The sequence below is a fragment of the Ornithinimicrobium cavernae genome, assembly GCF_003121625.1.
GTDB lineage: Bacteria > Actinomycetota > Actinomycetes > Actinomycetales > Dermatophilaceae > Ornithinicoccus > Ornithinicoccus cavernae.
Genome location: NZ_QDDJ01000012.1, coordinates 38,970 through 63,001, shown reverse-complemented (window position 1 = coordinate 63,001; position 24,032 = coordinate 38,970). Strand labels below are relative to the sequence as shown.

The window sequence follows — 24,032 nt, the reverse complement described above, 5'->3', positions numbered from 1 at the left end:
CACGCAGGCATTCTGCCCCATCGAGCGCACTCCGTGGGGAACGCACGCCGTCACCTGGGATCATGGCCCGGTGCGTGATGTGACCTCCGAGCTCTTCGACGCCGTCCTGTTCGACAACGACGGCACCCTGATCGACTCCCGCGAGGCGGTGGTGCGGTCCTGGCTGGCGTGGGCCGGTGACCACGGGGTGCCCGCCGAGAGCCTGGTCGGGTTCCACGGCGTCCCCAGCAGCGGGATCGTCGCCTCCGTCGCGCCGCACCTGGACGCGGTGGCCGCCACTGCCGACATCGACCGCCGGGAGCTCGCGGACGTCGAGGGCGTGGTCGCCCTGCCGGGCGCGGCCGAGGCGGTGGCCGCGGTCGGCTGGCGGGGTGCGGTCGTCACCTCCGCGAGCCGGGCCCTGCTGACGGTCCGGCTGGAGGCGGCCGGCTTCACCGCGCCCGAGGTGCTGGTCACGGCCGACGACATCACCCGGGGCAAGCCGGACCCGGAGCCCTACCTGATCGGCGCCCAGCGGCTCGGTGCCGACCCGACGCGTTGCCTGGTGGTCGAGGACGCACCGGCCGGGCTGCGGGCGGGCCGGGCCGCGGGGGCGGCGACGGTCGCGGTCGTGACGACCAGCCCGCGCGAGGAGCTCGAGCCGCTGGCCGACCTGGTCGTCACTGACCTGTCGGAGCTGTCCTTCACCCTGGAGGACACCGGCGTCCGGGTCGCCCTGCGCTGATCCGTGGCCGGTCGGGTGAGGGCGATCTCTCGGCACCGGGCGGGGTGCCGTCATCCTGACGGCACCCCCTTGTAGGGTGCGGATCGGCGGGGCAAGGCGTGCCCGCTACCCCCCCGAGGCGAAGGAGCCCGCGTGCTGATCGGCGTCCCCACTGAGTCCGCACCCGGTGAGACCCGCGTCGCGGCAACGCCCCAGACGGTCGGCCGCCTGATCGCCCTCGGCCACACGGTGGTCGTCCAGGCCGGTGCGGGTGCCCGGGCCAGCTATCCCGACGAGCAGTATGCCGAGGCGGGGGCTGCCGTGGATCCCGGCCAGGGGGTCTGGGGCGCGGACCTGGTGGTCACCATCGATGCCCCCGGCCCGACAGAGCTCGAGCAGCTGCGTCCGGGTGCCTACGTCGTCGCCCAGCTGGGCCCCGGCCAGCACCCGGAGCTGCTCGATGACCTCGCCAGGAGGGGAGTGACCGCGCTCGCGATGGACGCCGTGCCCCGCATCTCGCGGGCCCAGTCACTGGACGTCCTGTCCTCGATGGCCAACCTCGGTGGCTACCGGGCCGTGATCGAGGCCGCCAACGTCTACGGCTCGGTGTTCACCGGTCAGGTCACCGCCGCCGGGAACGTGCCACCGGCCAGGGTGTTCGTGATCGGCGCCGGTGTGGCCGGCCTCGCGGCGATCGGCACCGCGAGCAGCCTGGGCGCGGTGGTGCGCGCCACAGACATCCGTCCCGAGGTCGCCGAGCAGGTCGAGTCGATGGGCGCCGAGTTCGTGCCCATCGAGGTGGAGGACCAGGCAGCCAGCTCGGACGGCTACGCCCGGGAGATGGGGGAGGACCTGCAGCGCCGCGCGCTGGAGGTCTACGCGCGGGAGTGTGCCGAGGCCGACATCGTCATCACGACCGCCCTCATCCCCGGGCGCCCCGCGCCCACGCTGGTCACCTCCGGGACGGTGGCCTCCATGCGCCCGGGCAGCGTCCTGGTCGACATGGCCGCCCGCAACGGCGGCAACTGCGAGCTGACCCGGCCCGGTGAGGTCCTGACCTCGGACAACGGTGTGACGATCGTCGGCTACACCGACCTGCCCGCACGACTGCCCACGCAGGCCTCCCAGCTCTACGGCACCAACGTCGCCAACCTCATCGAGCTGCTCACGCCCGGCCGGGACGGCCGGCTGGTCCTCGACCTCGAGGACGAGGTGCAGCGTGGACTCACCGTCACCCACGACGGCACGGTGCTGTGGCCTCCGCCACCGGTCGCCGTGTCCGCCGGACCGGGTCCGGTGCCCGAAGCGGTCCCGGCCGGGGGCGCGACTCCCGCGGCACCCCCGAGGGCGCGTGACCCACGTCGCGGCTATGTGGCCATGGCGCTCGCCGCCGTGCTGTTCGCGCTGGTGGCCAGCCTCTCCCCGCCGGACTTCCTCGGGCACTTCACGGTCTTCGCCCTGGCGGTCATCGTGGGCTTCTACGTGATCAGCAACGTCACCCACGCCCTGCACACACCGCTCCTGGCCGAGACCAACGCGATCAGCGGCATCATCCTGGTCGGCGCGATCCTCCAGGTCGGCAACGAGAGCCTGCTGGTCCGCGGGCTGGCCCTCGCGGCGACAGTCGTGGCCAGCATCAACGTCTTCGGCGGTTTCGCCGTGACCGGGCGGATGCTGCGCATGTTCCGCAGGGAGGACGTCGCGTGACCCTCAACCTCGTCCAGGCGGCCTACCTCATCGCCGCCGTCCTGTTCGTGCTCTCCCTGGCCGGCCTGTCGAGGCACGAGACGGCACGGCGCGGCAACGTGTTCGGCATCATCGGCATGGCGATCGCCCTCGGCGCGACGATCTGGCTGGCTGCCGAGCAGGCGGACAGCCCTGGGGTGACCCTGGTCCTGATCGCGCTGGCCATGGCCGCGGGCGCAGCCATCGGCCTGTGGCGGGCCCGTGTCGTGCAGATGACCGGCATGCCGCAGCTGATCGCCATGCTGCACAGCTTCGTCGGCATTGCGGCCGTGCTGATCGGCTACAACGCCTACCGGGCGCCCGGGCCGCTGAGCGGGTCCGAGACGACGATCCACCTGGTCGAGGTGTCCCTGGGCATCTTCATCGGAGCCGTGACCTTCACGGGCTCGGTGGTGGCGGCGCTCAAGCTCAGCGGGCGGGTCAGCTCCAACCCCCTCATGCTGCCGCGCCGTCACCTGCTCAACCTGCTGGCCCTCTTGTCGTCGGCCGGCCTGCTGGTCTGGTTCGTGGCCAGCCACGCAATGCTTCCGTTGCTGCTGCTGACGGTGATCGCGCTCGCCTTCGGCTGGCACCTGGTCGCCTCGATCGGCGGCGGGGACATGCCGATCGTCGTCTCGATGCTCAACAGCTACTCCGGTTGGGCGGCCGCCGCGGCGGGCTTCCTGCTGGGCAACGACCTGCTGATCGTCACCGGCGCGCTGGTCGGCTCCTCCGGTGCGATCCTGTCCTACCTGATGTGCCAGGGCATGAACCGCTCGTTCCTCTCCGTCATCGCCGGCGGCTTCGGCACCGAGGGCGTGACCTTCGCCGGCGACGAGGACTACGGTGAGCACCGCGAGGCCAGTGCCGCCGAGGTGGCCGCCCTGCTCCGGGCGGCCAGGTCCGTGGTGATCACGCCCGGCTACGGCATGGCGGTCGCGCGGGCCCAGTACCCCGTTGCCGACCTGACCGCCCGCCTGCGCAAGCAGGGCACCCAGGTGCGCTTCGGCATCCACCCGGTCGCCGGTCGCCTGCCGGGGCACATGAACGTCCTGCTCGCCGAGGCCAGGGTGCCCTACGACATCGTGCTGGGCCTGGACGAGATCAACGGCGACCTGCCGGACACCGACGTGGTCCTGGTCATCGGTGCCAACGACACCGTCAACCCGGCGGCCATCGACGAGCCCGGGTCACCGATCGCCGGCATGCCCGTCCTCGAGGTGTGGAAGGCGCGCGAGGTGGTCGTGCTGAAGCGGTCGATGGCCAGTGGCTATGCCGGGGTGCAGAACCCGCTCTTCTTCAGGGACAACACCCGGATGCTCTTCGGTGACGCCAAGGACGTCGTCGAGGAGGTCGTTCGGCTCCTGTGAGCCGACCGCGGCCGCCGGGGAGACCGGCGGCCGCGACACCCGCTCAGTCGGCCGACCTGCTCAGGGCGGTGCCCGGGTGGAACTGCCCCGTCCCGGCTGCGATCCCGCCGTCGACCGGGACGATAACCCCGGTGACGAAGCTCGCATCGGGGGAGGCGAGGAACTGGATCACGCTGGCGAGCTCCTCGGACTCGCCCCACCGGCCGAGCGGAATGGCACCGGCCAGCGCGGCGTAGGCCTCGGGGGCGTCGGTCTCGATGTAGCCGGTCAGCGCCGTCCTGATCGGGCCGGGGGCGACGCCGTTGACCCGGATGCCGTGACCGGCGAGGTCCCAGGAGGCGGTGCGGACGAAGCCGTGGACCCCGGCCTTGGCGGTGTTGTAGGTCCACATGGCCGGGTCGGCGCCGGTGCCGGAGATCGAACCGGTGACCACGATGCTGCCTGCCGGGGACTCCTTCAGGGCCGGGACCGCCGCCCGGGTGCCGATGACGACACCCCACAGGTCCACGTCGGCGATCTTGCGCGCCTCCTCCAGCGGCATGTCCTCGAGGGAACCGGTCCACGACACACCCGCGTTGAGCACGACGGTGTCGAGGCGACCGAACTTCTCCAGGGCCGCTGCCACGGCCGCGGTGTTCGTCTCCTCGGTGGCGACGTCGCCGATCACGCTGACGTAGCGCTCGTCGGCGGTGGCCCACCCCAGAGCCTCGGCGTCGCGGTCGACGAGAACGACTCCCGCGTGGTCCTGAGTGAGTCGCTCGGCGGTGGCGCGTCCGATGCCGTTGCCTGCCCCCGTGACCAGGGCGATGCGGTCTGGTGTGGAACCCATGATGATGCCTCCTTGGGTGAACTGGCTAGTTAATTGATCAACAAAAATGACCATCGTCATCTTCCCGACGTCGGCGGGCACCGCTACCGTCGGAGCATGACCGACCAGACCCGTTCTCTCACCGACCGGTTCCTCGACCTGCACCGGCCGGGGGAGCCACTGCTGCTGGCCAATGCCTGGGACGTCGGGTCGGCGCGGCTGTTCGCGTCCCTCGGGTTCACTGCGCTGGCCACCACGAGCAGCGGCTTCGCGGCCACCCGCGGCCTGCTGGACGGGGCGGTCGGGCGCGCGGACGTGTTGGCTCACGCGGCGGACCTGGTCTCCGCCACCGCACTGCCGGTCAGCGCCGACCTGGAGAACGGCTTCGCGCACGAGCCGGACGCCGTCGCCGAGACGATCGGGCTGGCCGCGGAAACCGGCCTGGCCGGGGCCTCGATCGAGGACTACAGCGGCTCCGCGGACGAGCCGATCTATCCGTTCGCGCAGGCCCGTGAGCGCGTGCTCGCCGCGGCCGAGGCAGCCCATCACGGGCCGTCGCGACTCGTGCTCACGGCCCGGGCCGAGAACCACCTCCACGGCCGGGACGACCTCGCGGACACCATCGCGCGACTGCAGGCCTTCGCCGAGGCCGGCGCCGATGTGGTCTACGCCCCCGGGCTGACGGACCTGGACGACATCCGGCGCGTCGTCACCGAGGTCGGGGTGCCCGTCAACGTGCTCACCCGCGCCGGCGGGCCCACCGTCCCCGAGCTGGCCGACGCGGGCGTGGCGCGGATCTCCGTGGGCGGTGCCTTCGCGTTCGTGGGGCTGGCCGCTGTGGCCGAGGCGGCGCGGGAGCTCCTCGGCACGGGCACCGTCGGCTTCACCGAGCGCGCCCGCGCCGGCACGACCCTGGCCCAGCAGGCCTTCGGCTAGGGAATGCGGGCCACTGCTGCTTGGTTGACTGGTCAACTATCCCTGATCGGAAGGACCTGGCATGGCAATCGTGGTCACTGGAGCAACCGGACACCTGGGCGGACTCGTGGTCGAGTCCCTGCTGGAGCGGGGCGTCGCAGCCGGCGACATCCTCGCGACCGGCCGGTCGGTGGAGAAGCTGGCGCAGCTCGCCGAGCGCGGTGTCGCCACGGCGACGCTGGACTACGACGCGCCGGCCGACGGAGTGCTCTCCGCCGGGGACGTCGTGCTGCTCGTCTCGGGCAGCGAGCCCGGGCCGGGCCGGGTGCAGCAGCACCAGAACCTCATCGACGCGGCCACCCGCGCCGGCGTGGCCCGGGTCGTCTACACCAGCCTGCTCGATGCCCCGACCAGCGAGGTGATCCTGGCTCCCGACCACAAGGCCACCGAGGAGGCGCTGCTGGCCAGCGGTCTCCCGATCACGCTGCTGCGCAACGGGTGGTACACCGAGAACTTCCGGCCCGCCCTCGACCAGGCGCGCGCCACCGGCACCGTGCTCGGCAGCACCCGCGGCGGTCGCATCTCTGCGGCGGCGCGCGCGGACTTCGCCGAGGCTGCGGCGGTGGTGCTGTCCCAGGAGGGTCACGAGGGCGCGGTCTACGAGCTCACCGGGGACACGGCCTTCGGCCTCGACGAGCTCGCGGCCGCCTTCGGCGACGTGCTCGATGCCGAGGTGGTGCACCAGGACGTCGACGCCCAGACCCACGGCCGGCTCCTCGCCGAGGCCGGACTGCCCGAGGGCCTGGTCGGCTTCCTCGTGGCGCTGGACCAGAACATCGCCGACGGCGCCCTGGCGCGCACGTCCGGTGACCTGTCCCGGCTGATCGGCCGGCCCACCGCTCCTCTGTCCACGACGGTCCGGGAGTGGGTCGTGCCCGCCGCCGCCTGACGTCAGGGTGCCCGGTGCCCGACCGCCTGCCGGTGGTCGGGCACTGTGCTGTGCGGGCCGGGGCAGGGACTGGTGGCCCGGAGTCCCGTGAGCAACCAGAGTTGACACAGGGCCTCGAGCAACCTAGGTTGCTCTGGTGAAGAAGCCAGCCGCAGTCGTCGCACGAGCCTCCGACACCGAGGACCCGCGCAAGGGACTGCAGGCGGTCGCCACGCTGCGCGACCTCGTCAGCACCCTGGAGCTGCGCCAGGTCGAGGCGGCCCTCGGAACGGGCATGTCCTGGAAGGACATTGCCCAGTGCCTGGGGGTCACGCGACAGGCCGTGCACAAGAAGTACGCCAGGCGGATCGACCCGGACATCGTGGTCCGACGACGGAAACAGGACTGAGCCCACCCACGGGCCGGACCATCCCCCTGCCCCCACGTGACGCTTCGTCCACAGCGCACCACACACCCTCGTTGGAGACCCGATCGTGACTCAACCCGGCCATGCCGTCCCCCCGGTGCTGCTCGCGGGCGGGCGGGCGCCCGCACCACGGACCCTCGTCGACATCCTGGAGCGGACGGTCGAGCAGGCACCGGACGCCATGGCCCTGGACAGCGGCGCCCAGACGATGACCTACGCCGAGTTCCACGAGGCCGGTCTGCACCTGGCGGCACGGCTGACCGAGGCCGGGATCGGGCGCGGCGCGCGGGTCGGCGTGCGCATCAAGTCCGGCACGACCGACCTGTACGTGGCCATCGTCGGCGTGCTTCTGGCCGGGGCGGCGTACGTGCCGGTCGATGCCGACGACCCGGAGGAGCGGGCCCGGGTCGTCTTCGGCGAGGCGGACGTCGCAGCGGTGCTCGGCAACGACCTGAGCCTCACGCTGCGTGAGGGCGGTCCCACGGGCGTCCCGGGGGAGGCGGCGACTCTGGAGGACGACGCCTGGATCATCTTCACGTCCGGCTCGACCGGCACTCCCAAGGGCGTCGCAGTGACCCACCGCAACGCCGCCGCGTTCGTCGATGCCGAGTCCCGGATGTTCCTGCAGGACGACCCGATCGGTCCGGCGGACCGGGTGATGGCCGGCCTGTCGGTCGCCTTCGACGCCAGCTGCGAGGAGATGTGGCTGGCGTGGGCCCACGGCGCCTGCCTCGTGCCGGCCCCGCGCTCCCTGGTGCGCTCCGGCGTCGACGTGGGTCCCTGGCTGGTCGCCAACGACATCACGGTGGTGTCGACCGTCCCCACCCTGGTGGCCCTCTGGCCGGCGTCCTCCCTGGACGCGGTGCGCCTGCTCATCATGGGCGGCGAGGCCTGCCCCGCCGAGCTCGCCGCCCGGCTCCAGGCCCCCGGCCGGGAGGTCTGGAACACCTACGGCCCGACCGAGGCGACCGTTGTCGCGTGCGGCGCGATCCTGGACGGCACCGAGCCGGTGCGGATCGGGCTGCCGCTGGACGGCTGGGACCTCGCGGTGGTCGACGGCGAGGGACGGCCGGTCGCCGAGGGGGAGCCGGGCGAGCTCATCATCGGTGGCGTCGGACTGGCCCGCTACCTCGACCCCGCCAAGGACGCCGAGAAGTACGCCCCGATGCCGACGCTGGGCTGGGAGCGCGCCTACCGTTCCGGCGACGTGGTGGTCAACGACCCGGACGGACTGCTCTTCGCCGGGCGCGCGGACGACCAGGTCAAGCTGGGCGGACGGCGCATCGAGCTGGGGGAGATCGACGGCCAGCTCCTGGGCCTGCCCGGTGTGGCCGGGGCGGCCGCGGCCGTGCGCAAGACAGCGTCCGGCAACCAGCTCCTGGTGGGCTACCTCGCGGTCGATGACAGCTACGACTCCGAGACAGCGCTGGCCCTGCTGCGGGAGCGTATGCCCGCCGCCCTCGTCCCCCGGCTGGCCGTCGTGGACGACCTGCCGACCAAGACCTCCGGCAAGGTCGACCGGGACGCCCTGCCGTGGCCCCTGGCCAGGTCCGGTCCCGGGCCGCGGGGTCTCAGCGAGCTGCAGCTGTGGATCGCGGGCATCTGGGCCGATGTCCTCGGCGCCGAGGTGGTCTCGCCCAAGGACGACTTCTTCGACTTCGGCGGTGGCTCCCTCACCGCTGCCCAGGTGGTGGGGCGCCTCCGTGAGCAGTACCCCGAGGTCGCAGTCGGTGACCTGTACCGCAACCCGCGGCTCGGTGCCCTGGCCGCAGCCCTGGAGCGGCTCGGACCCGCCGCGGCCCGGTCCGACCGGACCGTGCCACCGATCCGCCTCAAGACCCAGGTGGGCCAGCTCGTGGCCCTGCTCCCGCTACGGACCCTGGCTGCCGGCCGGTGGGTCGCCTGGGTGCTGCTGGCCAGCACCCTGGCCCACGGCATACCCGGACTGTCCTGGCTGCCCGCCTTCCCGGTCTGGATGATCGTCCTGACGGCGCTCGTGTTCCTGGTGCCGCCGGTGCGGATGGCGCTGGCCGCGCTCCTCGTCCGGGGCGTGCTGCGCGGGGTCCGTCCCGGCTCCTGGCCCCGCGGGGGCAAGGTGCACCTGCGGGTCTGGCTCGCGGCCCGGATCCAGGACGAGCTGGCGGCCGTGTCGACGGCCGGCGCCCCCTGGCTGCCGTGGTACGCCCGGTTGCTCGGCGCCCGGATCGGCGACGGCGTCGACCTGCACGCCCTCCCGCCCGTCACCGGCATGCTGGAGATCGGCAAGGGTGCCTCGGTGGAGCCCGAGGTGGACCTCACCGGCTACTGGATCGACGGGGACCTCCTGCACATCGAGCCCATCCGGATCGGCGGACGGGCCCGGATCGGTGCCCGCAGCACGCTCGGTCCCGGCGCCGACGTGGGTGCCCGCGCCGTGATCGCGCCCGGCTCGCTGGTGCTCGGGGAGGTGCCCAGGGGCGAGTTCTGGTCGGGCTCGCCCGCTGAGCGGGTCTCCGCCAGCGCGCGCGGCCCGTGGGAGACCGGGCGGCCGCCCCGCGGCCGGGTGTGGTGGCTCGGGTTCGCCCTGGCAGGCCTCCTCGTGGCCGGCCTGCCCGTGCTGGCCTCGGTTGCCGGTGCCGCGGTCCTGTGGCCCGTCGTGCAGGACGCCGACTCGTGGGGCGAGGCCGTGCGGACCGGTCTCCCGTGGCTGCCGCTCGCGGCCCTGACGGGGTATGCGGTGCTGGGACTTCTCGTGCTCGCGCTGGTCCGCGGGTGCTCCCTCGGGCTGCGGGCGGGGCACCACCCGACCCGCTCCGCCTCCGGGCTGCGGATCTGGCTGACCTTCCGGGTGCTGGACGAGGCGCGCACCTGGCTGTTCCCGCTGTACTCGGGGGCGCTGACCCCGTTCTGGCTGCGCCTGCTGGGAGCCAGGGTGGGCAAGGGGGTCGAGGCCTCGACCGTGCTGCTGATCCCGAAGTTCGCGCACATCAACGACCACGCCTTCCTCGCCGACGACACACTGATCGGCTGCTACGAGCTCGGCGGCGGGTGGATCAGGGTCGAGCAGGTGAAGATCGGCAAGCGCGCCTTCGTCGGAAACTCCGGCATGGTCTCCGCCGGTCGCCGGGTCCCCCGGGAGTCGCTCGTGGCGGTGCTCTCGGCGGCCCCCCAGCGCAAGGCGATCAGCCGCGGCTCCTCGTGGCTGGGCAGCCCGCCCACCCGGCTCCGGCGGGCGGCGGAGGACGTCGACTCCAGCCGCACCTACGACCCGCCGAGACGGCTGAGGGTCTACCGCGGGACCGTCGAGACGTGCCGGCTGGTGGTCCTGGTGCTCCACGTGCTGCTGCACGTCGCGGTGGCGGCAGCCCTGCTGGTCCTGCTCACCTGGCACCCGCTGGCGGCGTTCGCCCTCGGCGGGGTGGTCATGCTCGCGGTGGGTGCCGTGGCGGCCCTGCTCACGGTCGCCGCGAAGTGGTCGCTGGTGGGGCGGCACACGACCGAGGACCACCCGCTCTGGTCCGGTTTCGTCTGGCGCAACGAGCTGGCCGACACCTTCACCGAGGTCCTTGCGGCGCCCTGGTTCGCCTCGGTCACCCAGGGGACGGTGGCGCTCAACGTCTGGCTGCGGATGCTGGGGGCCCAGATCGGCCGCGGGGTCTGGTGCGACACCTACTGGCTGCCCGAGACGGACCTGGTCCACCTGGGTGACGGCTCGACCGTCAACCACGGCTGCGTCGTGCAGACCCACCTGTTCCACGACCGCGTCCTGAGCATGGACCGGGTGACCCTGCGCAAGGGCGCCACCCTCGGACCCAACAGTGTGATCCTGCCGGCGGCGACCATCGGCCGACACAGCACGATCGGCCCGGCCTCCCTGGTCATGCGCGGAGAGTCGGTACCCTCCCAGACGCGGTGGATCGGCAACCCGATCGGCCCCTGGGACGAGGAGGTTGAGCAGTGAGAGGTGCCGATCCCTACATCTCGGGGCACGGGGACCTGAGGTATGCCGTCGCGCACTATGACCTGTCCCTCACCTATGCGCTGCCCAGCAACAAGCTGGACGGGACGGCGGTGCTCACCTGCCGCGCGCTGGAGCCTCTCTCGCAGGTGGCCCTTGATCTGCGGCTCAAGCCGCTGAAGGTGACGGTGGCCGGGCGACGGGTCACCCGGCACACCGCCCTGGACGGCAGGCTGACGGTCACCCTGGCGGAGCCGGTGCCGCAGGGGGAGGAGTTCACCGTCACCGTGAAGTACTCCGGCAACCCCAGGCCGATCCGGAAGCGCGGTCAGGACCCGGCCGGGTGGGAGGAGCTGGAGGACGGGGTGATCGTGGCCTCGCAGCCGCACGGGGCCCCCTCGTGGTTCCCGTGCAACGACCGTGTCTCGAGCAAGGCGACCTATGCGCTGACGCTGGTCACGGCCGCCGACTACCACGTGGAGTTCAGCGGCGACCCCGTGTCGGTGCAGCGGCGCGGGGCCAGGCGCACCTGGACCTTCCGGCAGACCGAGCCCATCGCGCCCTACCTGGCCACGGTGCAGATCGGCCGCTACACCGTGACCGAGCAGGAGGCCGACGTGCCGCTGCGGGTGGTGGGACCGGCCAACATCAAGCGCAACGGCTTCGCTGCCTCGTTCGGGAGGCAGCCGCAGATGATGGCCCTCTTCGTGGACCGCTTCGGCCCCTACCCGTTCAGCCGCTACACCGCCGTCATCACCGACGACCCCCTGGAGATCCCGCTGGAGTCGGCGTCCCTGTCGACGTTTGGGCGCAACTTCGCCTCCGCGGACTGGGAGTCGGTGCGCCTGGTCGCCCACGAGTTGGCGCACCAGTGGTTCGGCAACGCGGTGACCGCGGGGGAGTGGCGCGACATCTGGCTGCACGAGGGCTTCGCCTGCTACGCCGAGTGGCTGTGGTCCGAGGAGAGCGGTCACCGGTCGGCGGACGAGTGGGCGCGCCACCACCACGGCATCCTCGCCGGAGAGGCGCAGAAGGCTCCCCTGAGTGACCCGACGCCGGCGCTGATGTTCGAGGACTGGGTCTACAAGCGGGGTGCCCTCACCCTGCACGCGCTGCGGTCCGAGGTCGGCGACGAGGCGTTCTTCGGCATCCTGCGCTCCTGGGTGGCGGACCACCGGGGTGGCTCGGTCACGACGCGGCAGTTCGTCGCGCACTGCTCGCAGGCCGTGGGCCGGGACCTGTCCGCGTGGTTCCGTCCCTGGCTGGACGAGAAGGTGCTTCCCCGCCTGCCCGGCTGAGGCCGCGTGTCACCGGGTCGGACTAGCGGTGGCGCCCGCCGCGGATCAGCAGCCAGAGGCCGCTCCCATCGCGCGGGTGAACGTCTGGGTGCCGGGGGAGGCATGCCGCACCAGCAGCAGGACGAACGCACCGCCGCCGAAGAACAGTCCGCCCACCAGCGCGATGGGCCGCGCGGAGGGGTCGACGAACCACAGGATCACGCCGACGACGACGAAGCCGACGGCGCCGAGGACAGCCATGGGCGGGGAGACCTCCTGGTCGGGCTGTGGTGAGGGCCCCGGTCGTGCGACCGGGGCCCTCGATCCTCGCAGAGCAGCCGTCCTCACCCGCAGCGCACCCAGCCCGAGCCTGGGTGACCATCCTCCATCGGGCAGGCCGACAAACCTGTTGCCCGGGCAGCCAGCCTCAGCCATCCTCGGGCCATGACGAGCACGCCGTATGCCGACAGCTGGGTCCCCGTGCACCGCGAGGACGGTGAGCTCATCGGGTTCGTGTGCGAGGACGCCACAGGGTGGCGCCCGCTGACGGTGTTCGGGCACCCGATCGCCGACGTGGGCGACCGGGAGGCGGCCGAGGACCGCCTGCACGCGGTCGGCATGAGCTACCTGGCCGAGAGCTGGGAGCTGCGCGAAGGCGAGGACTGGGTGAGGGTCGAGGTGGTCGAGGCGTCACCCTCGAGGGTGATGGTGCAGCTCGTCGACTTCTTCGGGCACCCCGATCGCTACGGCGAGCGGCACACGCTCACCGTCCCGGTGGGTGACCGCCTGCGTCTGGCCTGACGGCGGGCGCCGCGGCTCAGGCCTGACCGGGGTAGAAACCGACCCGGGCCAGCGGCTCGACGAGCTGCTCCTCCTCGTAGGACAGGTGCGACAGCAGGGTGTCGCTGAGGGTGTTGACGGCCTCGTCGAGCGCACTGAAGTCGTCCGGCCGGCTGACGAAGCCGACGAGGGCCCGGTCCACCTGCTCGATGACGTCGTGGATGACGACGTGCTCCTGCTCGAGCCGGTCGAGCACGGGCGCCAGCGACCGCTCGGCCGTGCGCAGGTGCGGGAAGACTGAGGCGTCCTCCAGGCTGTGGTGCTGGGTGACCGTGGCACAGTAGCGGGCGCAGTAGGCGCCGAGGGTCCAGTTGTTCTGCTTCATGGTCATCTCGTTGAGGGTCGACCGGGCGGTCCCCACGTCCATCGTCAGGTTCTTCACCTGCTCGACGATCGAGCGCACCTGGCGCAGCTCGTCGCGCAGCATGTCGTGCACGTCGATCAGGTGCTTGCCCATCTGCGCCCCGCGGGCGGTGTAGGTGACGTCGGGTCCGGACTCGGCCCGCCGGGGTCGGGTCGCCTCGTCCCACGGCATCGCGGTCCCCAGGCGGGTGCCGTCGTCGCGGGTGGGGTGCACACCGAGCCGGTCGTACTGGCTGTCCCCGGCGACGGCACCGGCCGCCCCCGTCGTGGTGACCACCCTGCCTGCGGCGTCACTGTCTGGTGCGGCGCCCGGGGTGAGGGTCGGCGCGAGGTGGGTGTCGGCATACTCCCGGCGGGTGGCCACCAGCTCACGGACGGCCGGAGCGACCTCCCGGCCGAAGACCTCGATCGTGTCCGGGTCGTCGGCCGCGAGGATGAACGTGTCGATGCCGTGCTCCAGGGCCAGCTCGCCCAGCCGGTCCACCCAGGCGTCCGTCCCGCCCCGGGGTGGGCTGATGTTGAGCAGCCGGCGGACGTCGCGCGGGTCCCGGCCCGCGGCATCGGCGGCCTCGTCGATGATCTCGTGGCCCCTGCGGAGGTCGTCGTCGGACTTCAGGTAGCCCTCGGAGGGGAGCCAGCCGTCGGCGAGACGACCGGTGACCCGCAGCATCCGCGGCTTGTAGGCGCCCAGCCAGATACCGACCTGGTGCGCGGGGGCGGGACCCCGCTTGGCGCCCACGGCACGGTGGAACTCACCCTCGACGCGAAGCACCGAGGTGTCGCCGGCGGCCCAGATGCCGCGGATGACGGCGATCGCCTCCTCCAGCGCCTGCACCGACTGCCCGGGGGTGAGCCGCTCGGCGCCCATCGCGACCATCGCGTCCCAGAAGGCGCCGGTGCCCAGGCCGAGCTCGACCCGGCCGTTGCTTAGCAGGTCCAGGCTGGCCACCGCGCGGGCCAGGACGGCGGGTTGGCGCAGCGGGAGGTTGGCGACGTTGGGCGCCAGGCGCACGCGTTCGGTGCGCGCCGCGACGTAGCTCAGGAGCGTCCAGGTGTCCAGGAAGCCGGGCTGGTAGGGGTGGTCCTGGAAGGTGACCAGGTCCAGTCCGGCGGCCTCGCTGAGCTGCGCCAGGGTCACCGCCTGCTGCGGCTGCTGGTTGGTCGGGGTGTGGAAGGTGCCGAACAGCAGCTCGTGGCCGTAGTCGCTGCTACTGGGTGTCGTCTGAGGGGTCACGCCGGTGGCAACACCGCTGCCTCAGTGCTTTAGTCCCGGTGCGCTCACCCCATCGTCGCGGCCCAGGCGTCCAGGGCCTGCTGGACCTGCTCGTCCGTCCGGTGCTCGGTCCGGCACATGACGGTCCACCGCACGCCGAACGGGTCCTGGATCGAGCCGAACCGGTCGCCGGTCACCTCGAAGTCCACCGGCGCCTCGCGCACCCTGGCTCCCCGCTCGTGGGCCAGTGCCACCGTGGCGTCGACGTCGGGGACGTAGATCGCGATGCTGAAGCGGGACTCGTCCGAGGTGGGGTCGTTGGCCACGCTGTGGTACTGGTCGTTGGGGTCCATGAGCTGGAGGCGGCCGTCGCCGACCTGCAGCTCCGCGTGGAGGACCGTGCCGTCGGGGCTGTCGATGCGTGACGTCGTGCGCGCGCCGAAGACGTCCTGGTAGAAGGTGATGGCGTCCGCGGCGGGGGAGACCACCACGAACGGGGTGAGGGTCGTGTAGCCCTCGGGCTGGTAGTCGGTGTGTGTCCGAGAACGGGTGTGTGGGCTGGTTCCTGTGCTCATGTCAGCCATCGTGCCTAGGCTTCGGAGGGTGGCGCTTGTAGATCTGCGACAGCTCACCCCGGGACGTTCCAGGGGAGTGCTCTGGCCGGCCGAGGGCCAGGATGTCTATGAGGTGGGGCGCGAGGAGACGATCCCCGAGCCGGTGTCACAGGTCGTGGGGCACCTGTGGAGTGTCACCTGGCGCCGTCCGGCCGAGCGCGGCTTCCGGTCCAGTGTGCTGACCAACCCGATCCCGCACCTCACCTTCGAGGACGCCGAGGGTGGCCGGCTGCACGACCGTCCGGTGCCCGCCGCCCTGCTGCACGGCCTGGTCAGCCAGGTGTTCACGGTCGACCTGCCGGTGGCCGGGCGGGTGACCGGTGTGGCCTTCCACCCGGGCGGGCTCACGGCACTCAGGGGCACCGGTATGCGGGGGCTCACCGACCGGGTGCTCCCGGCCAGTGAGATCTTCGGCGGGCCGGTCGACGACGTCGCCAGGGAGGTGCTCTCGGAACGGGACGAGACCGTCCGCCGGGGTCTCGTGCTGGACTACCTGGGTGAGCTCCTCGGGCCGCAGCTCGACCGGGTGGCCAGCGACGCGGCATACCAGCTGGTCCGCCGGGCGGAGGGGCTCATGCGGGCCAGGGAGCTGGTCAGCCTGACGCCGGTGGCCGAGCAGGTCAACGTGTCGCCGCGGACCCTGCAGCGGATGTTTGCCCGGTATGTCGGGGCGTCACCGTTGTGGGTGCTGCGGCGCTACCGGCTGCAGGACGCCGCGACGGCCATCGACGCCGGGGAGGGGGAGGACCTGGCCGGGCTCGCCGCGTCCCTGGGGTTCGCGGACCAGGCCCACTTCACCCGCGCCTTCACCGCGGTGATCGGCGTGCCGCCGTCGCGCTACCGCGATGGGCAGCGACCTGCGACCTAGGAGGTGGCGCGGCGCCCGGCAGTGAGGGTGTAGGCGCCGAGGGCGAGCGCGACGACGGCTCCGGCCGCCCCCAGCCAGTCGTAGCCCAGGTGCTGGACGACGACACCGGCGAGCGCGCCGGCGGCAGCAGCCGACAGCCCCATCGCCAGGTCGGAGGCACCCTGGACCGAGGCACGGTCCTGGACGGAGGACCCGGCCGCGATCAGGCCGGACCCGGCCACCATCGTGCAGGACCAGCCCAGACCCAGCAGGAACAGCCCCGCGAGCAGTCCGGGGGACCAGCCGGCGTGGGAGGTGGCGGCCAGGCCGCAGGCCGCGACCTGGATCACCACGCCGGTGAGGACCACGGGGCGGGCGCCCCAGCGGTCCGTGAGGTAGCCGGCGACCGGGGACAGGCCGTACATGCCGAGGATGTGCATGGAGATGACGAAGCCGATGACCTCGACCTCGGCGTGCCCGTGGGCCATGTGGATCGGTGTCATCACCATCACCGCGACCATCACGACGTGACCACCGGTCACCGCGAGCGTCCCCAGGGTGATGGTGGGGGAGGCCAGGATCGCCCGCATGCCGTGCACGACGGAGCCGCGCTGACCCACGCGTGGTCCGGTCGGGGTGCCGTGGTCGGCGACCGCCCGGGCGGTGAGGAGCGGGTCGGGGCGCAGCACGAGGTTGACCACGAGGGCAGCGAGCAGGAAGCCTGCCGCACTGAACAGCCAGGCCCCGGCGAGCGGCGGGATGCCGACCGCGGTCGCGAGCTGTTTGCCGGGGCCCAGGATGTTGGGCCCCAGGACCGACCCGATCGTGGTCGCCCAGACGACGATGCTGAGGTGGCGACCGCGCCTGGTCGGCGGTGCGAGGTCGACCGCGGCGTAGCGGGCCTGGCTGTTGGCGGTCGTGGAGGCCCCGAACAGGGCCGTGCCCACCAGGAGCAGCGGAAAGCTGCCCACGACCGCCGCAGTGATGGCCAGGATCGCCCCGACGGTGCCGATGAGGTAGGCCGTGACCAATCCGACACGCCGACCACGAGCGGCCATCAGGGCCGCGATCGGGATGGTGATCAGGGCACCACCGAGGACCTGCGCGGTGTTGGCCAGTCCGGACAGGTCGTCGCGCCCGCTGAGGTCTGCCGCCATCAGCGCAGCGACCGCGATTCCGCTGGCCACGCCGATGCCACCGAGCATCTGGCTGGTCATGAGGGTGCCGACGGTCCGGGTCTGCAGCGCCCTGATCTGGTCGGGATCCGGGACGCCGGAGCGGTCGGCGAGCTCTTCCGCGGTGTGGGTCACCGCACCAGTCTGCCAGCAAGCGTGTCGTTACCGTTTCGTGACATTTGCTCCTTCAGGGTCTACCCTCGTGGGAACCCGTTCCCCGACGGGCCGCGAGGTGCGGACGCCGAGTCTTGTCACCGCACCCGCCCCTGATGTGCCGCTGACAAGAGCGGGGGACCCACCTCCGCGGGAGGCAACTCCCTCCGGGGCGAAGGCCGTGACCTGGCAGCAGGTCCGACCCGGGCAACTCCGGCCCGAGCCCGACAGCTAACTCCGCAGGCGTTGGAGAGGTAACACCGTGACCCGACGCACCCCCGCCGGGCGCCACCGCGCGTCCGCCACCCTGTCCCCTGGTCGCCGCACGGCGACGTCCACCCTGTCCGTGGTTGCCACCGGAGGGCTCCTCGCCTCGTCCTTCCTCGTCGCAGCGGCACAGCCGCAGACGGATGCCGATGACCGGCGCTCCTACGAGGCCGTGCCCGCCGCGTCGTCCACCCTCGCCCAGGGCTCCACCGCACTGGGGCTCCTGGACTCGGCCTCGAGCGACACCGCCCGGGCCGCAGCCGCCCCGGCCGACGCCGAGAACGCCGAGGTCGGTCAGCTCGGTTTCGTCGGTGTGGCTCCGGCGCCTGCCGAGGAGGCCGAGGAGGAGACGATCTCCGGCTCGGCCACGGCGTCCGACGCGCGCTCCGAGGAGTCGGCCAGCCGTTCGGAGCTCCGCGAGGAGGCGCCCGCCCCGGAGCCCGAGCCCGCTCCCGAGCCTGCCCCGGAGCCGGAGCCCGCTCCGCCGCCCGCGTCCGGCGGCAGCGAGTCCGCGATCGGCTGGGCCTACAACCACCTGGGTATGCCGTACAGCTGGGGCTCCGACAGCGGTGGCGGCTTCGACTGCTCGGGCTTCGTCAAGGCGGCCTACGCCGCGGCAGGGATGAGCCTGCCGCACGGCAGCTCGGCGCAGTACTCGGCCACGAGCCGGGTCTCCCTGGACAGCATCCAGCGCGGTGACCTGTTGTTCTACAGCCAGGGCAGCGGGATCTACCACGTGGCGATCTACCTGGGCGACGGTCAGGTGATCCACTCCCTGCGCGACTGGAGTGGCGGCTTCAGCGGGTCGAAGATCAACCACATGAACTACTCGCCGGGCCTGTTCGCCGCCGGTCGCCCCTGACCCGTCCGGGCGCTACACCGCCGCAAGAGGTGGGCGCTCGACCCCGGCGAACGTCGACAGGCGGAGCCAGCTGGGCAGGGCACGGCGCGCCGAGGTGCTGCCCTCGAGCCGCAGCCCGTGGTCGCGCTGGGCCCTCGCCCAGCTGATGTCCCCTCGCCAGACCCGGACCATGGTCCGCAGCGGGCTGATGACGTGGACCGTGGTGTCGTAGCCGGGGTCGAAGTCGCACAGGTCGACCTCGCCGCCGTGGGCGACGACCCACCAGCGGGCGTGCCGCCGGTCGGTCACGTCCGGGAACTCGAACTGCAGGACCGTCCGGCCGTCAGGGAGCGCCTCGGTCGCCACGTTCCGGTGGACGTCCCACATCAGCAGGTGCGGGTCGAGGTCCTCGTCGCCCAGCTGACTCATCCACCGCGCACCCCACTCACCCAGCGCCATGATGACCGGGGCCAGCTCGCGACCGCCGGGGGTGAGCTCGTAGCGGACCCGGCCACCCTCCTCCTGGCGCAGGACGATCCCGACCCGGCTCAGGTCCCGGAGCCTCTTGGACAGCAGGGCAGGCGACATCCGCGGCACCCCCCGGCGCAGCTCGTTGAAATGGTGACTGCCGCACAGCAGCTCCCGGATGATGAGCACGGTCCAGCGCTCGTCCAGGACCTCCATCGTCTTCGCGATCGGGCAGAACTGTCCGTAGCCGTTCATCTCGTGCCTCCGTGTCTCGCAGGCTACGCCCATCCCGGCCACCTCGACCAGTACAGATGATGAACCGGTGCAGTACAGGTGTGGAACTGGTCGCGGCTCGCCGTCCGGGTGCACCGTGGAGGGACAGTCCAACCACGTCCCCAGGAGGAACCGTGACTACTCTCTCCACCCAGCCCAGCAGCCCTGCTGCGACACCGACCACCGGCGCACCGCAGACGTCAGAGGGGCCGACCGTGCCGGAGCAGGTCGGCCTGCTGCTCGGTCACGCGGCCGGCTACATGGCCACCCGGATCATCGAGATGGGGCAGCGCGCCGGCTTCATCCGCACCCTCGCCGACCGACCCGGCGCCACCGCCCAAGAGCTCGCCGATGCCACCGAGGCGGACGAGTTCTACACCTCGGTCTGGTGCCGCGGGGCGTTCGGTGCCGGAGTCCTCGAGCGGGACGGCGCCGGGTTCCGGCTCGCGCCGCACCTGGACACGCTGCTGCTCGACGACACCTCACCCGCCTACGCGGGCGGGCTGTTCCCCCTGATCCAGCGCCCGGAGATGTTCGGACGGTTCGCCGACGAGCTGACGACCGGCTCGCGGATGTGGTGGAACGACACCAGCCCGGAGTGGATCGACGCGGTCGCCGGCACCGGTGGACCGTTCTACACCCGGCTGGTCCCTGGTGGCCTGGCGCAGGTTCCGGGTCTGGGCGAGCGACTGGCGGACGGCGGCACGATCGTCGACTCCGCCTGCGGCGCGGGCAAGGGACTGCTCCGCCTGGCCCAGCACTTCCCGGACTCCCGCATCATCGGGGTCGACGGTGACGCGCACTCCGTGGAGCAGGCGCGGGAGCGGATCGCTGAGGCTGGTCTGTCGGACAGGGTCGAGGTGCACTGCCAGCCACTGGAGGAGATGAGGCTGCCGGAGCAGGCGGCCCTGGTGATCAACAACATCTCGATGCACGAGTGCCGCGACGCCGACCAGGTGACCCAGCGCGTGCACGAGACCCTGGAACCGGGCGGTTGGTTCGTCATCTCCGACTTCCCGTTCCCCGACACCGACGACGGCCTGCGGAGCCTCCCGGGCCGGATCATGTCGGGCATCCAGTTCTTCGAGGCGCAGATCGACGACCAGCTGCTCCCCAGGAGCGCCTACGACGCGCTGCTCGGCCGCCACGGGTTCGCCGACCTCGGCAACGTGACCCTGACGCCGGTGCACGCTCTCACCTGGGGGCGCCGCCCGCAGTAGGGCAGGTGTGGGAGCGTGGCGCTGTGCAGCCCTCGCCCGCCGTCTTCGACCTGTTCGCCGTGCCTGCACACGGTGTCCCGGTCGGCGGCGGGCAGGGTCACAGCGTCCACGCCGGTGACCTGGTGCTCTCACCCGGGCGGGACAGCGCCACGGCGGGCTGGCTGAACCCCCTCCTCGCCCGACTCGCGGCCGAGCTCGACCACGAGCGGCCCCGGTCGGTGCGGATCGCGATGCCCATCCCCGCCCGCGACCTGCGGTGGGTGGTGCAGGGGTGGGGCGCCAGCCGGTTCGAACCTGGCACCCGGCCGTGCCGTGACCTGGACGTCCTGCTGGCCACCGGGCGCCTGCTGCACGCCCGCCTGGCTGCGGCGCTGCCCGGGCGGCCGCCGGCCCTCGGGCAGCGTCAGGACCGCTGGGCCCGGGCCGAACGCCTGGCTTTCGAGACCGACCCGTCGGCCGGCCGCGCCGTGCCGGACGCCGGCGGCCAGGCGCCCGGCACACCGCTCCCGGCGGGCACGCCGCCCGCGGTGCGTGCCCTCGTCACCGAGCTCGCCGCGGAGTGCGACGGGACGGACCTCGGGCCCGACCAGCTGGTGCACGGGGACCTCGCCGGCAACGTCCTGCTCGACGCCACCGGCCTTCCGCTCGTGATCGACGTGGCGCCCTACTGGCGCCCCGTCCTGTGGGCGGAGGCGGTCTGCGTCCTCGACGCCGTCCGCTGGTGGGGCGCGGACCGCCGGGCCGTGCACGCCTGGGCGACGGGTGCGCCGCGCCAGGCCATGGTGCGTGCGGCCATCTTCCGGGTCCTCAGCGACCCGGGGTGCGACGTCGCCGCCTACCGGCGGCTGCTGCAGCCCTCGTGATGGATCCACCTCGTCCGGCCCCGCGACGGCGAGCCGGTCCCTGAGCCGGCTGACGGCATACTCCGGATATCCGTTTGGTCAGTGTCGGTGGTGGGGTCCAAGATGCATCCTGTGATGTCACCAGGTGCAGGGGATCCCATCGTCGTCGCGGAGGACCTGACCAAGGTCTATGGCGAGAACCGCGCGGTCGACGGCATCTCCTTCAGCATCAGCTCCGGTGAGTCCTTCGGACTGCTCGGGCCCAACGGCGCGGGCAAGTCGACGACGATGCGGATGATCGGCGGGACTCTGACGCGCACCAGCGGGTCGATGCGGGTGGCCGGGCTCGACCCCGCCGAGCGCGGCCCCGAGGTGCGCGCCCACCTGGGCGTGGTGCCGCAGCAGGACAACCTCGACGAGGAGCTGACGGTCCGGGACAACCTGATCGTCTACGGCCGCTACTTCGGGCTGCCCCACTCCTACCTGCGCACCAAGGCGGACGAGCTGATCGAGTTCGCCCAGCTCACCGACAATGCGAGGGCCAAGACCACTGCGCTCTCCGGCGGTATGAAGCGCCGCCTCACGATCGCGCGGGCACTGGTCAACGAGCCCAGGCTGCTGCTCCTGGACGAGCCGACGACCGGGTTGGACCCGCAGGCGCGACACGTCCTGTGGGACCGGCTGTTCCGGCTGAAGGAGGTCGGCGTGACCCTGGTCGTCACCACCCACTTCATGGACGAGGCCGAGCAGCTCTGCGACCGCCTGATCGTGATCGACAAGGGCCAGATCATGGCCGAGGGCAGCCCTCGCTCGCTGATCCGCGACTACTCCACGCGTGAGGTGCTGGAGGTCCGCTTCGGTGCGCAGCGCAACGCCGCGGTCGTGGACCAGCTCGCCGACGTGGCCACCCGGCTGGAGGTCCTGCCCGACCGCATCCTGGTCTACACCGACGACGGTGAGGCGGCCCTGGAGGAGATCTCCGCCCGCGGGCTCACCCCGATCACCTCGCTGGTGCGCCGCTCCTCGCTGGAGGACGTCTTCCTCCGGCTGACCGGACGGACGCTCGTTGACTGACACGACCCACGACCTGCAGAGACTGGCCGCCTCGGGCCGGGTGCCACCTCCCGCGGTGATGGCGGCGCGCGCCCGCCGCTGGGGCTGGTGGTACTACGTCGAGTACTGGTTGCGCACCGCCCGGGCGTGGTTCCAGTCGATCCTCATCTACATGGTGGGCGAGCCGCTCCTCTACCTGATCGCCCTCGGTGTCGGGCTGGGCACCCTGGTCGACAACGGCGTCGGGACCGTCGACGGGGTTCCCTACCTGGTCTTCGTCGCGCCCGCGCTGCTGATCTCCACCGTCGTCATGTCGACCGGTGGGGAGCTCACCTACCCCGTCATGGCCGGCTTCAAGTGGGACCGGCTCTACTACGGGCCGCACGCCACACCGGTGTCGCCGGCGCAGATCGCGACGGGCCACTTCACCGGGGTGATGCTGCGCTTCACGGTGCAGGCGACGATCTTCTGGGGCATCATGCGCGCCTTCGGTGCCGCGCCCCGCGGGGTGCTGATCTCGGCCCTGGTCATCCCGATCGGTGTGCTGTCGGCGGCCGCGTTCGGGTCGGTGCTGCAGGCCTACGCCTCCACCCTGCAGGACGAGGGCTACCAGTTCGCGTTCGTCCAGCGGTTCGTCATCATGCCGATGTTCCTGTTCGCGGGCACCTTCTTCCCGTTGTCGTCGATGCCGGTCTACCTGCACTGGATCGGGTGGATCTCCCCGGTGTGGCACGGCACGCAGCTGGCCCGGCAGGTCACCTACGGCGCGGTCGAACCCTTGTGGCTCACGGTCCTCCACGTGCTCGTCCTGGGAGGCCTGACGGCCGCCGGCCTGCTCTGGGCGCGGCACAACTACACGCGACGGATGGCGAGCTGATGAGCGCACCGAGCCAGGACCGCCTGCCGGCCGCACACCGGCCCCTCCCCGTGGTGGACTCCGCCAAGCGGCCGCTGGCGGCGCTCTACGGCCGCAACGCCCGGTCGGTCATCGAGCGCGGCCTCAAGGTCATCGCCCGACAGAACTGGGCCGTGCTGGTCTCCGGGTTCTTCGAGCCGGTGCTCTACCTGCTGGCCATGGGCCTGGGGCTGGGCACCCTGGTCGGTGAGGTCACCGGCCCCGGGGGCTCGTCCGTCCCCTACACCGCCTACATCGCCCCCGCCCTGCTGGCCACCTCGGCGATGAACGGCGCGATCTACGACTCGACGTGGAACGTCTTCTTCAAGCTGCGGTTCGCCAGGGTCTACCAGGCGATGCTGCAGACCTCCCTCGGGCCGATGGACGTGGCGCTCGGGGAGATCTTCCTCGCCCTGTTCCGAGGCTTCCTCTATGCCTGTGGCTTCATGGTCGTGATGCTCGTGATGGGGCTGGTGACCTCGCCGTGGGCGGTCCTCATGGTGCCGGTGGCCCTGCTCATCGCGGTCGGCTTCGCGAGCGTCGGCATGGCAGTGACGTCCTACCTCACCTCGTTCCAACAGATGGATGTCATCAACTTCGTGATGCTGCCGATGTTCCTGTTCTCGGCGACGCTGTACCCCATCGAGGTGTTCCCGGAGGCCATCCAGTGGTTCATCAAGGCGATGCCGCTCTGGCACGGGGTGGAGCTGATGCGGCACCTGGCCGTCGGTTTCGTCTCCGGCGCGACCCTCGGGCACGCCCTCTACTTCGTGGTGATGACCGTCTTCGGTGTCTGGTTCACCACCATCCGGCTGCGGGCCCTCTTCCTGCGTTAGTCCCTCGTATGCCGCTGGGCCGGCTTGGGGAGGTGCGCTCCA

Annotated in this window: 22 protein-coding genes and 1 riboswitch; of the genes, 16 read left to right on the top strand and 6 right to left on the bottom strand. The window is 72.0% G+C overall.

Going from position 1 to position 24,032, the window contains the following annotated elements; genetic code table 11:
- Window positions 1–70 precede the first annotated feature (70 nt).
- The 3 genes from DA085_RS14370 (at window position 71) to pntB (ending at window position 3,798) form a co-directional block, all read left to right on the top strand.
- A complete protein-coding gene (locus tag DA085_RS14370) occupies window positions 71–724 on the top strand; it encodes an HAD-IA family hydrolase (RefSeq protein WP_237565531.1) in 654 nt (217 codons plus the stop codon).
- A 132-nt stretch (window positions 725–856) separates the two neighbouring features.
- Window positions 857–2,410, top strand: a complete 1,554-nt coding sequence (locus DA085_RS14365) for a Re/Si-specific NAD(P)(+) transhydrogenase subunit alpha (RefSeq protein WP_109473671.1) — start codon at window positions 857–859, stop codon at window positions 2,408–2,410.
- Window positions 2,407–3,798 carry a Re/Si-specific NAD(P)(+) transhydrogenase subunit beta gene (pntB, locus tag DA085_RS14360; RefSeq protein WP_109473670.1) on the top strand — a complete coding sequence of 464 codons (1,392 nt, stop codon included), beginning with the start codon at window positions 2,407–2,409 and terminating at the stop codon, window positions 3,796–3,798. Before DA085_RS14365 ends, pntB begins: the two co-directional genes overlap by 4 nt.
- Window positions 3,799–3,841: 43 nt before the next feature.
- Here pntB and DA085_RS14355 read toward each other — a convergent pair whose 3' ends face one another.
- Window positions 3,842–4,627, bottom strand: coding sequence for an SDR family NAD(P)-dependent oxidoreductase (locus DA085_RS14355; RefSeq protein ID WP_161958511.1), 786 nt, complete (start codon window positions 4,625–4,627; stop codon window positions 3,842–3,844).
- A gap of 96 nt (window positions 4,628–4,723) precedes the next feature.
- On the opposite strand from DA085_RS14355, the gene DA085_RS14350 reads away from it, so the two are divergent.
- From DA085_RS14350 to DA085_RS14330, 5 genes are all read left to right on the top strand, one after another.
- Window positions 4,724–5,542, top strand: a complete 819-nt coding sequence (locus tag DA085_RS14350) for an isocitrate lyase/PEP mutase family protein (protein ID WP_109473668.1) — start codon at window positions 4,724–4,726, stop codon at window positions 5,540–5,542.
- Window positions 5,543–5,603: 61 nt separating this feature from the next.
- Window positions 5,604–6,470 carry an NAD(P)H-binding protein gene (locus DA085_RS14345; protein ID WP_109473667.1) on the top strand — a complete coding sequence of 289 codons (867 nt, stop codon included), beginning with the start codon at window positions 5,604–5,606 and terminating at the stop codon, window positions 6,468–6,470.
- Between the two features lie 136 nt (window positions 6,471–6,606).
- A complete protein-coding gene (locus DA085_RS14340; RefSeq protein WP_109473666.1) occupies window positions 6,607–6,858 on the top strand; it encodes a hypothetical protein in 252 nt (83 codons plus the stop codon).
- Window positions 6,859–6,943: 85 nt separating this feature from the next.
- Window positions 6,944–10,816, top strand: coding sequence for a Pls/PosA family non-ribosomal peptide synthetase (locus tag DA085_RS14335; RefSeq protein ID WP_109473665.1), 3,873 nt, complete (start codon window positions 6,944–6,946; stop codon window positions 10,814–10,816).
- A complete protein-coding gene (locus DA085_RS14330; RefSeq protein WP_109473664.1) occupies window positions 10,813–12,111 on the top strand; it encodes a M1 family metallopeptidase in 1,299 nt (432 codons plus the stop codon). Before DA085_RS14335 ends, DA085_RS14330 begins: the two co-directional genes overlap by 4 nt.
- A gap of 45 nt (window positions 12,112–12,156) precedes the next feature.
- Here the strand turns inward: DA085_RS14330 and DA085_RS21005 are convergent, their stop codons facing one another.
- Window positions 12,157–12,351: a hypothetical protein gene (locus DA085_RS21005; protein ID WP_154402209.1), complete on the bottom strand. Its 195-nt coding sequence runs from the start codon at window positions 12,349–12,351 to the stop codon at window positions 12,157–12,159.
- A 183-nt stretch (window positions 12,352–12,534) separates the two neighbouring features.
- Between DA085_RS21005 and DA085_RS14320 the strand changes: the two genes are divergently transcribed.
- Window positions 12,535–12,891, top strand: a complete 357-nt coding sequence (locus DA085_RS14320; protein ID WP_109473663.1) for a hypothetical protein — start codon at window positions 12,535–12,537, stop codon at window positions 12,889–12,891.
- Between the two features lie 16 nt (window positions 12,892–12,907).
- Here the strand turns inward: DA085_RS14320 and DA085_RS14315 are convergent, their stop codons facing one another.
- A complete protein-coding gene (locus DA085_RS14315) occupies window positions 12,908–14,527 on the bottom strand; it encodes an LLM class flavin-dependent oxidoreductase (protein ID WP_109473662.1) in 1,620 nt (539 codons plus the stop codon).
- Between the two features lie 44 nt (window positions 14,528–14,571).
- Entirely contained in the window at window positions 14,572–15,081 is a 510-nt protein-coding gene (locus DA085_RS14310; RefSeq protein WP_202619252.1) for a VOC family protein, read from the bottom strand.
- 28 nt (window positions 15,082–15,109) lie between these two features.
- On the opposite strand from DA085_RS14310, the gene DA085_RS14305 reads away from it, so the two are divergent.
- On the top strand, window positions 15,110–15,988 hold the full coding sequence (locus DA085_RS14305; RefSeq protein ID WP_161958510.1) for an AraC family transcriptional regulator: 879 nt from the start codon (window positions 15,110–15,112) through the stop codon (window positions 15,986–15,988).
- Here DA085_RS14305 and DA085_RS14300 read toward each other — a convergent pair.
- Window positions 15,985–17,277, bottom strand: coding sequence for an MFS transporter (locus DA085_RS14300; RefSeq protein ID WP_237565530.1), 1,293 nt, complete (start codon window positions 17,275–17,277; stop codon window positions 15,985–15,987). The genes DA085_RS14305 and DA085_RS14300 overlap by 4 nt on opposite strands.
- A 130-nt stretch (window positions 17,278–17,407) precedes the next feature.
- Window positions 17,408–17,556: riboswitch (cyclic di-AMP (ydaO/yuaA leader) on the top strand.
- A gap of 1 nt (window position 17,557) precedes the next feature.
- Here DA085_RS14300 and DA085_RS14295 point away from each other — a divergent pair.
- Window positions 17,558–18,424, top strand: a complete 867-nt coding sequence (locus DA085_RS14295; protein WP_109473659.1) for a C40 family peptidase — start codon at window positions 17,558–17,560, stop codon at window positions 18,422–18,424.
- A gap of 12 nt (window positions 18,425–18,436) precedes the next feature.
- On the opposite strand, the gene DA085_RS14290 is transcribed toward DA085_RS14295, so the two are convergent.
- Entirely contained in the window at window positions 18,437–19,126 is a 690-nt protein-coding gene (locus DA085_RS14290; protein ID WP_109473658.1) for a winged helix-turn-helix transcriptional regulator, read from the bottom strand.
- 152 nt (window positions 19,127–19,278) lie between these two features.
- Between DA085_RS14290 and DA085_RS14285 the strand changes: the two genes are divergently transcribed.
- From DA085_RS14285 to DA085_RS14265, 5 genes are all read left to right on the top strand, one after another.
- A complete protein-coding gene (locus tag DA085_RS14285) occupies window positions 19,279–20,364 on the top strand; it encodes a class I SAM-dependent methyltransferase (RefSeq protein ID WP_161958509.1) in 1,086 nt (361 codons plus the stop codon).
- Window positions 20,365–20,387: 23 nt separating this feature from the next.
- Window positions 20,388–21,227 (top strand): aminoglycoside phosphotransferase, encoded by an 840-nt coding sequence (locus DA085_RS14280; RefSeq protein ID WP_109473656.1) that lies wholly within the window; start codon window positions 20,388–20,390, stop codon window positions 21,225–21,227.
- 114 nt (window positions 21,228–21,341) lie between these two features.
- Window positions 21,342–22,280 carry an ABC transporter ATP-binding protein gene (locus DA085_RS14275; protein ID WP_237565529.1) on the top strand — a complete coding sequence of 313 codons (939 nt, stop codon included), beginning with the start codon at window positions 21,342–21,344 and terminating at the stop codon, window positions 22,278–22,280.
- Entirely contained in the window at window positions 22,273–23,136 is an 864-nt protein-coding gene (locus DA085_RS14270; RefSeq protein ID WP_237565528.1) for an ABC transporter permease, read from the top strand. The genes DA085_RS14275 and DA085_RS14270 overlap by 8 nt, the downstream gene beginning before the upstream one ends.
- Window positions 23,136–23,990, top strand: coding sequence for an ABC transporter permease (locus DA085_RS14265; RefSeq protein WP_109473655.1), 855 nt, complete (start codon window positions 23,136–23,138; stop codon window positions 23,988–23,990). Before DA085_RS14270 ends, DA085_RS14265 begins: the two co-directional genes overlap by 1 nt.
- Window positions 23,991–24,032: the final 42 nt, after the last annotated feature.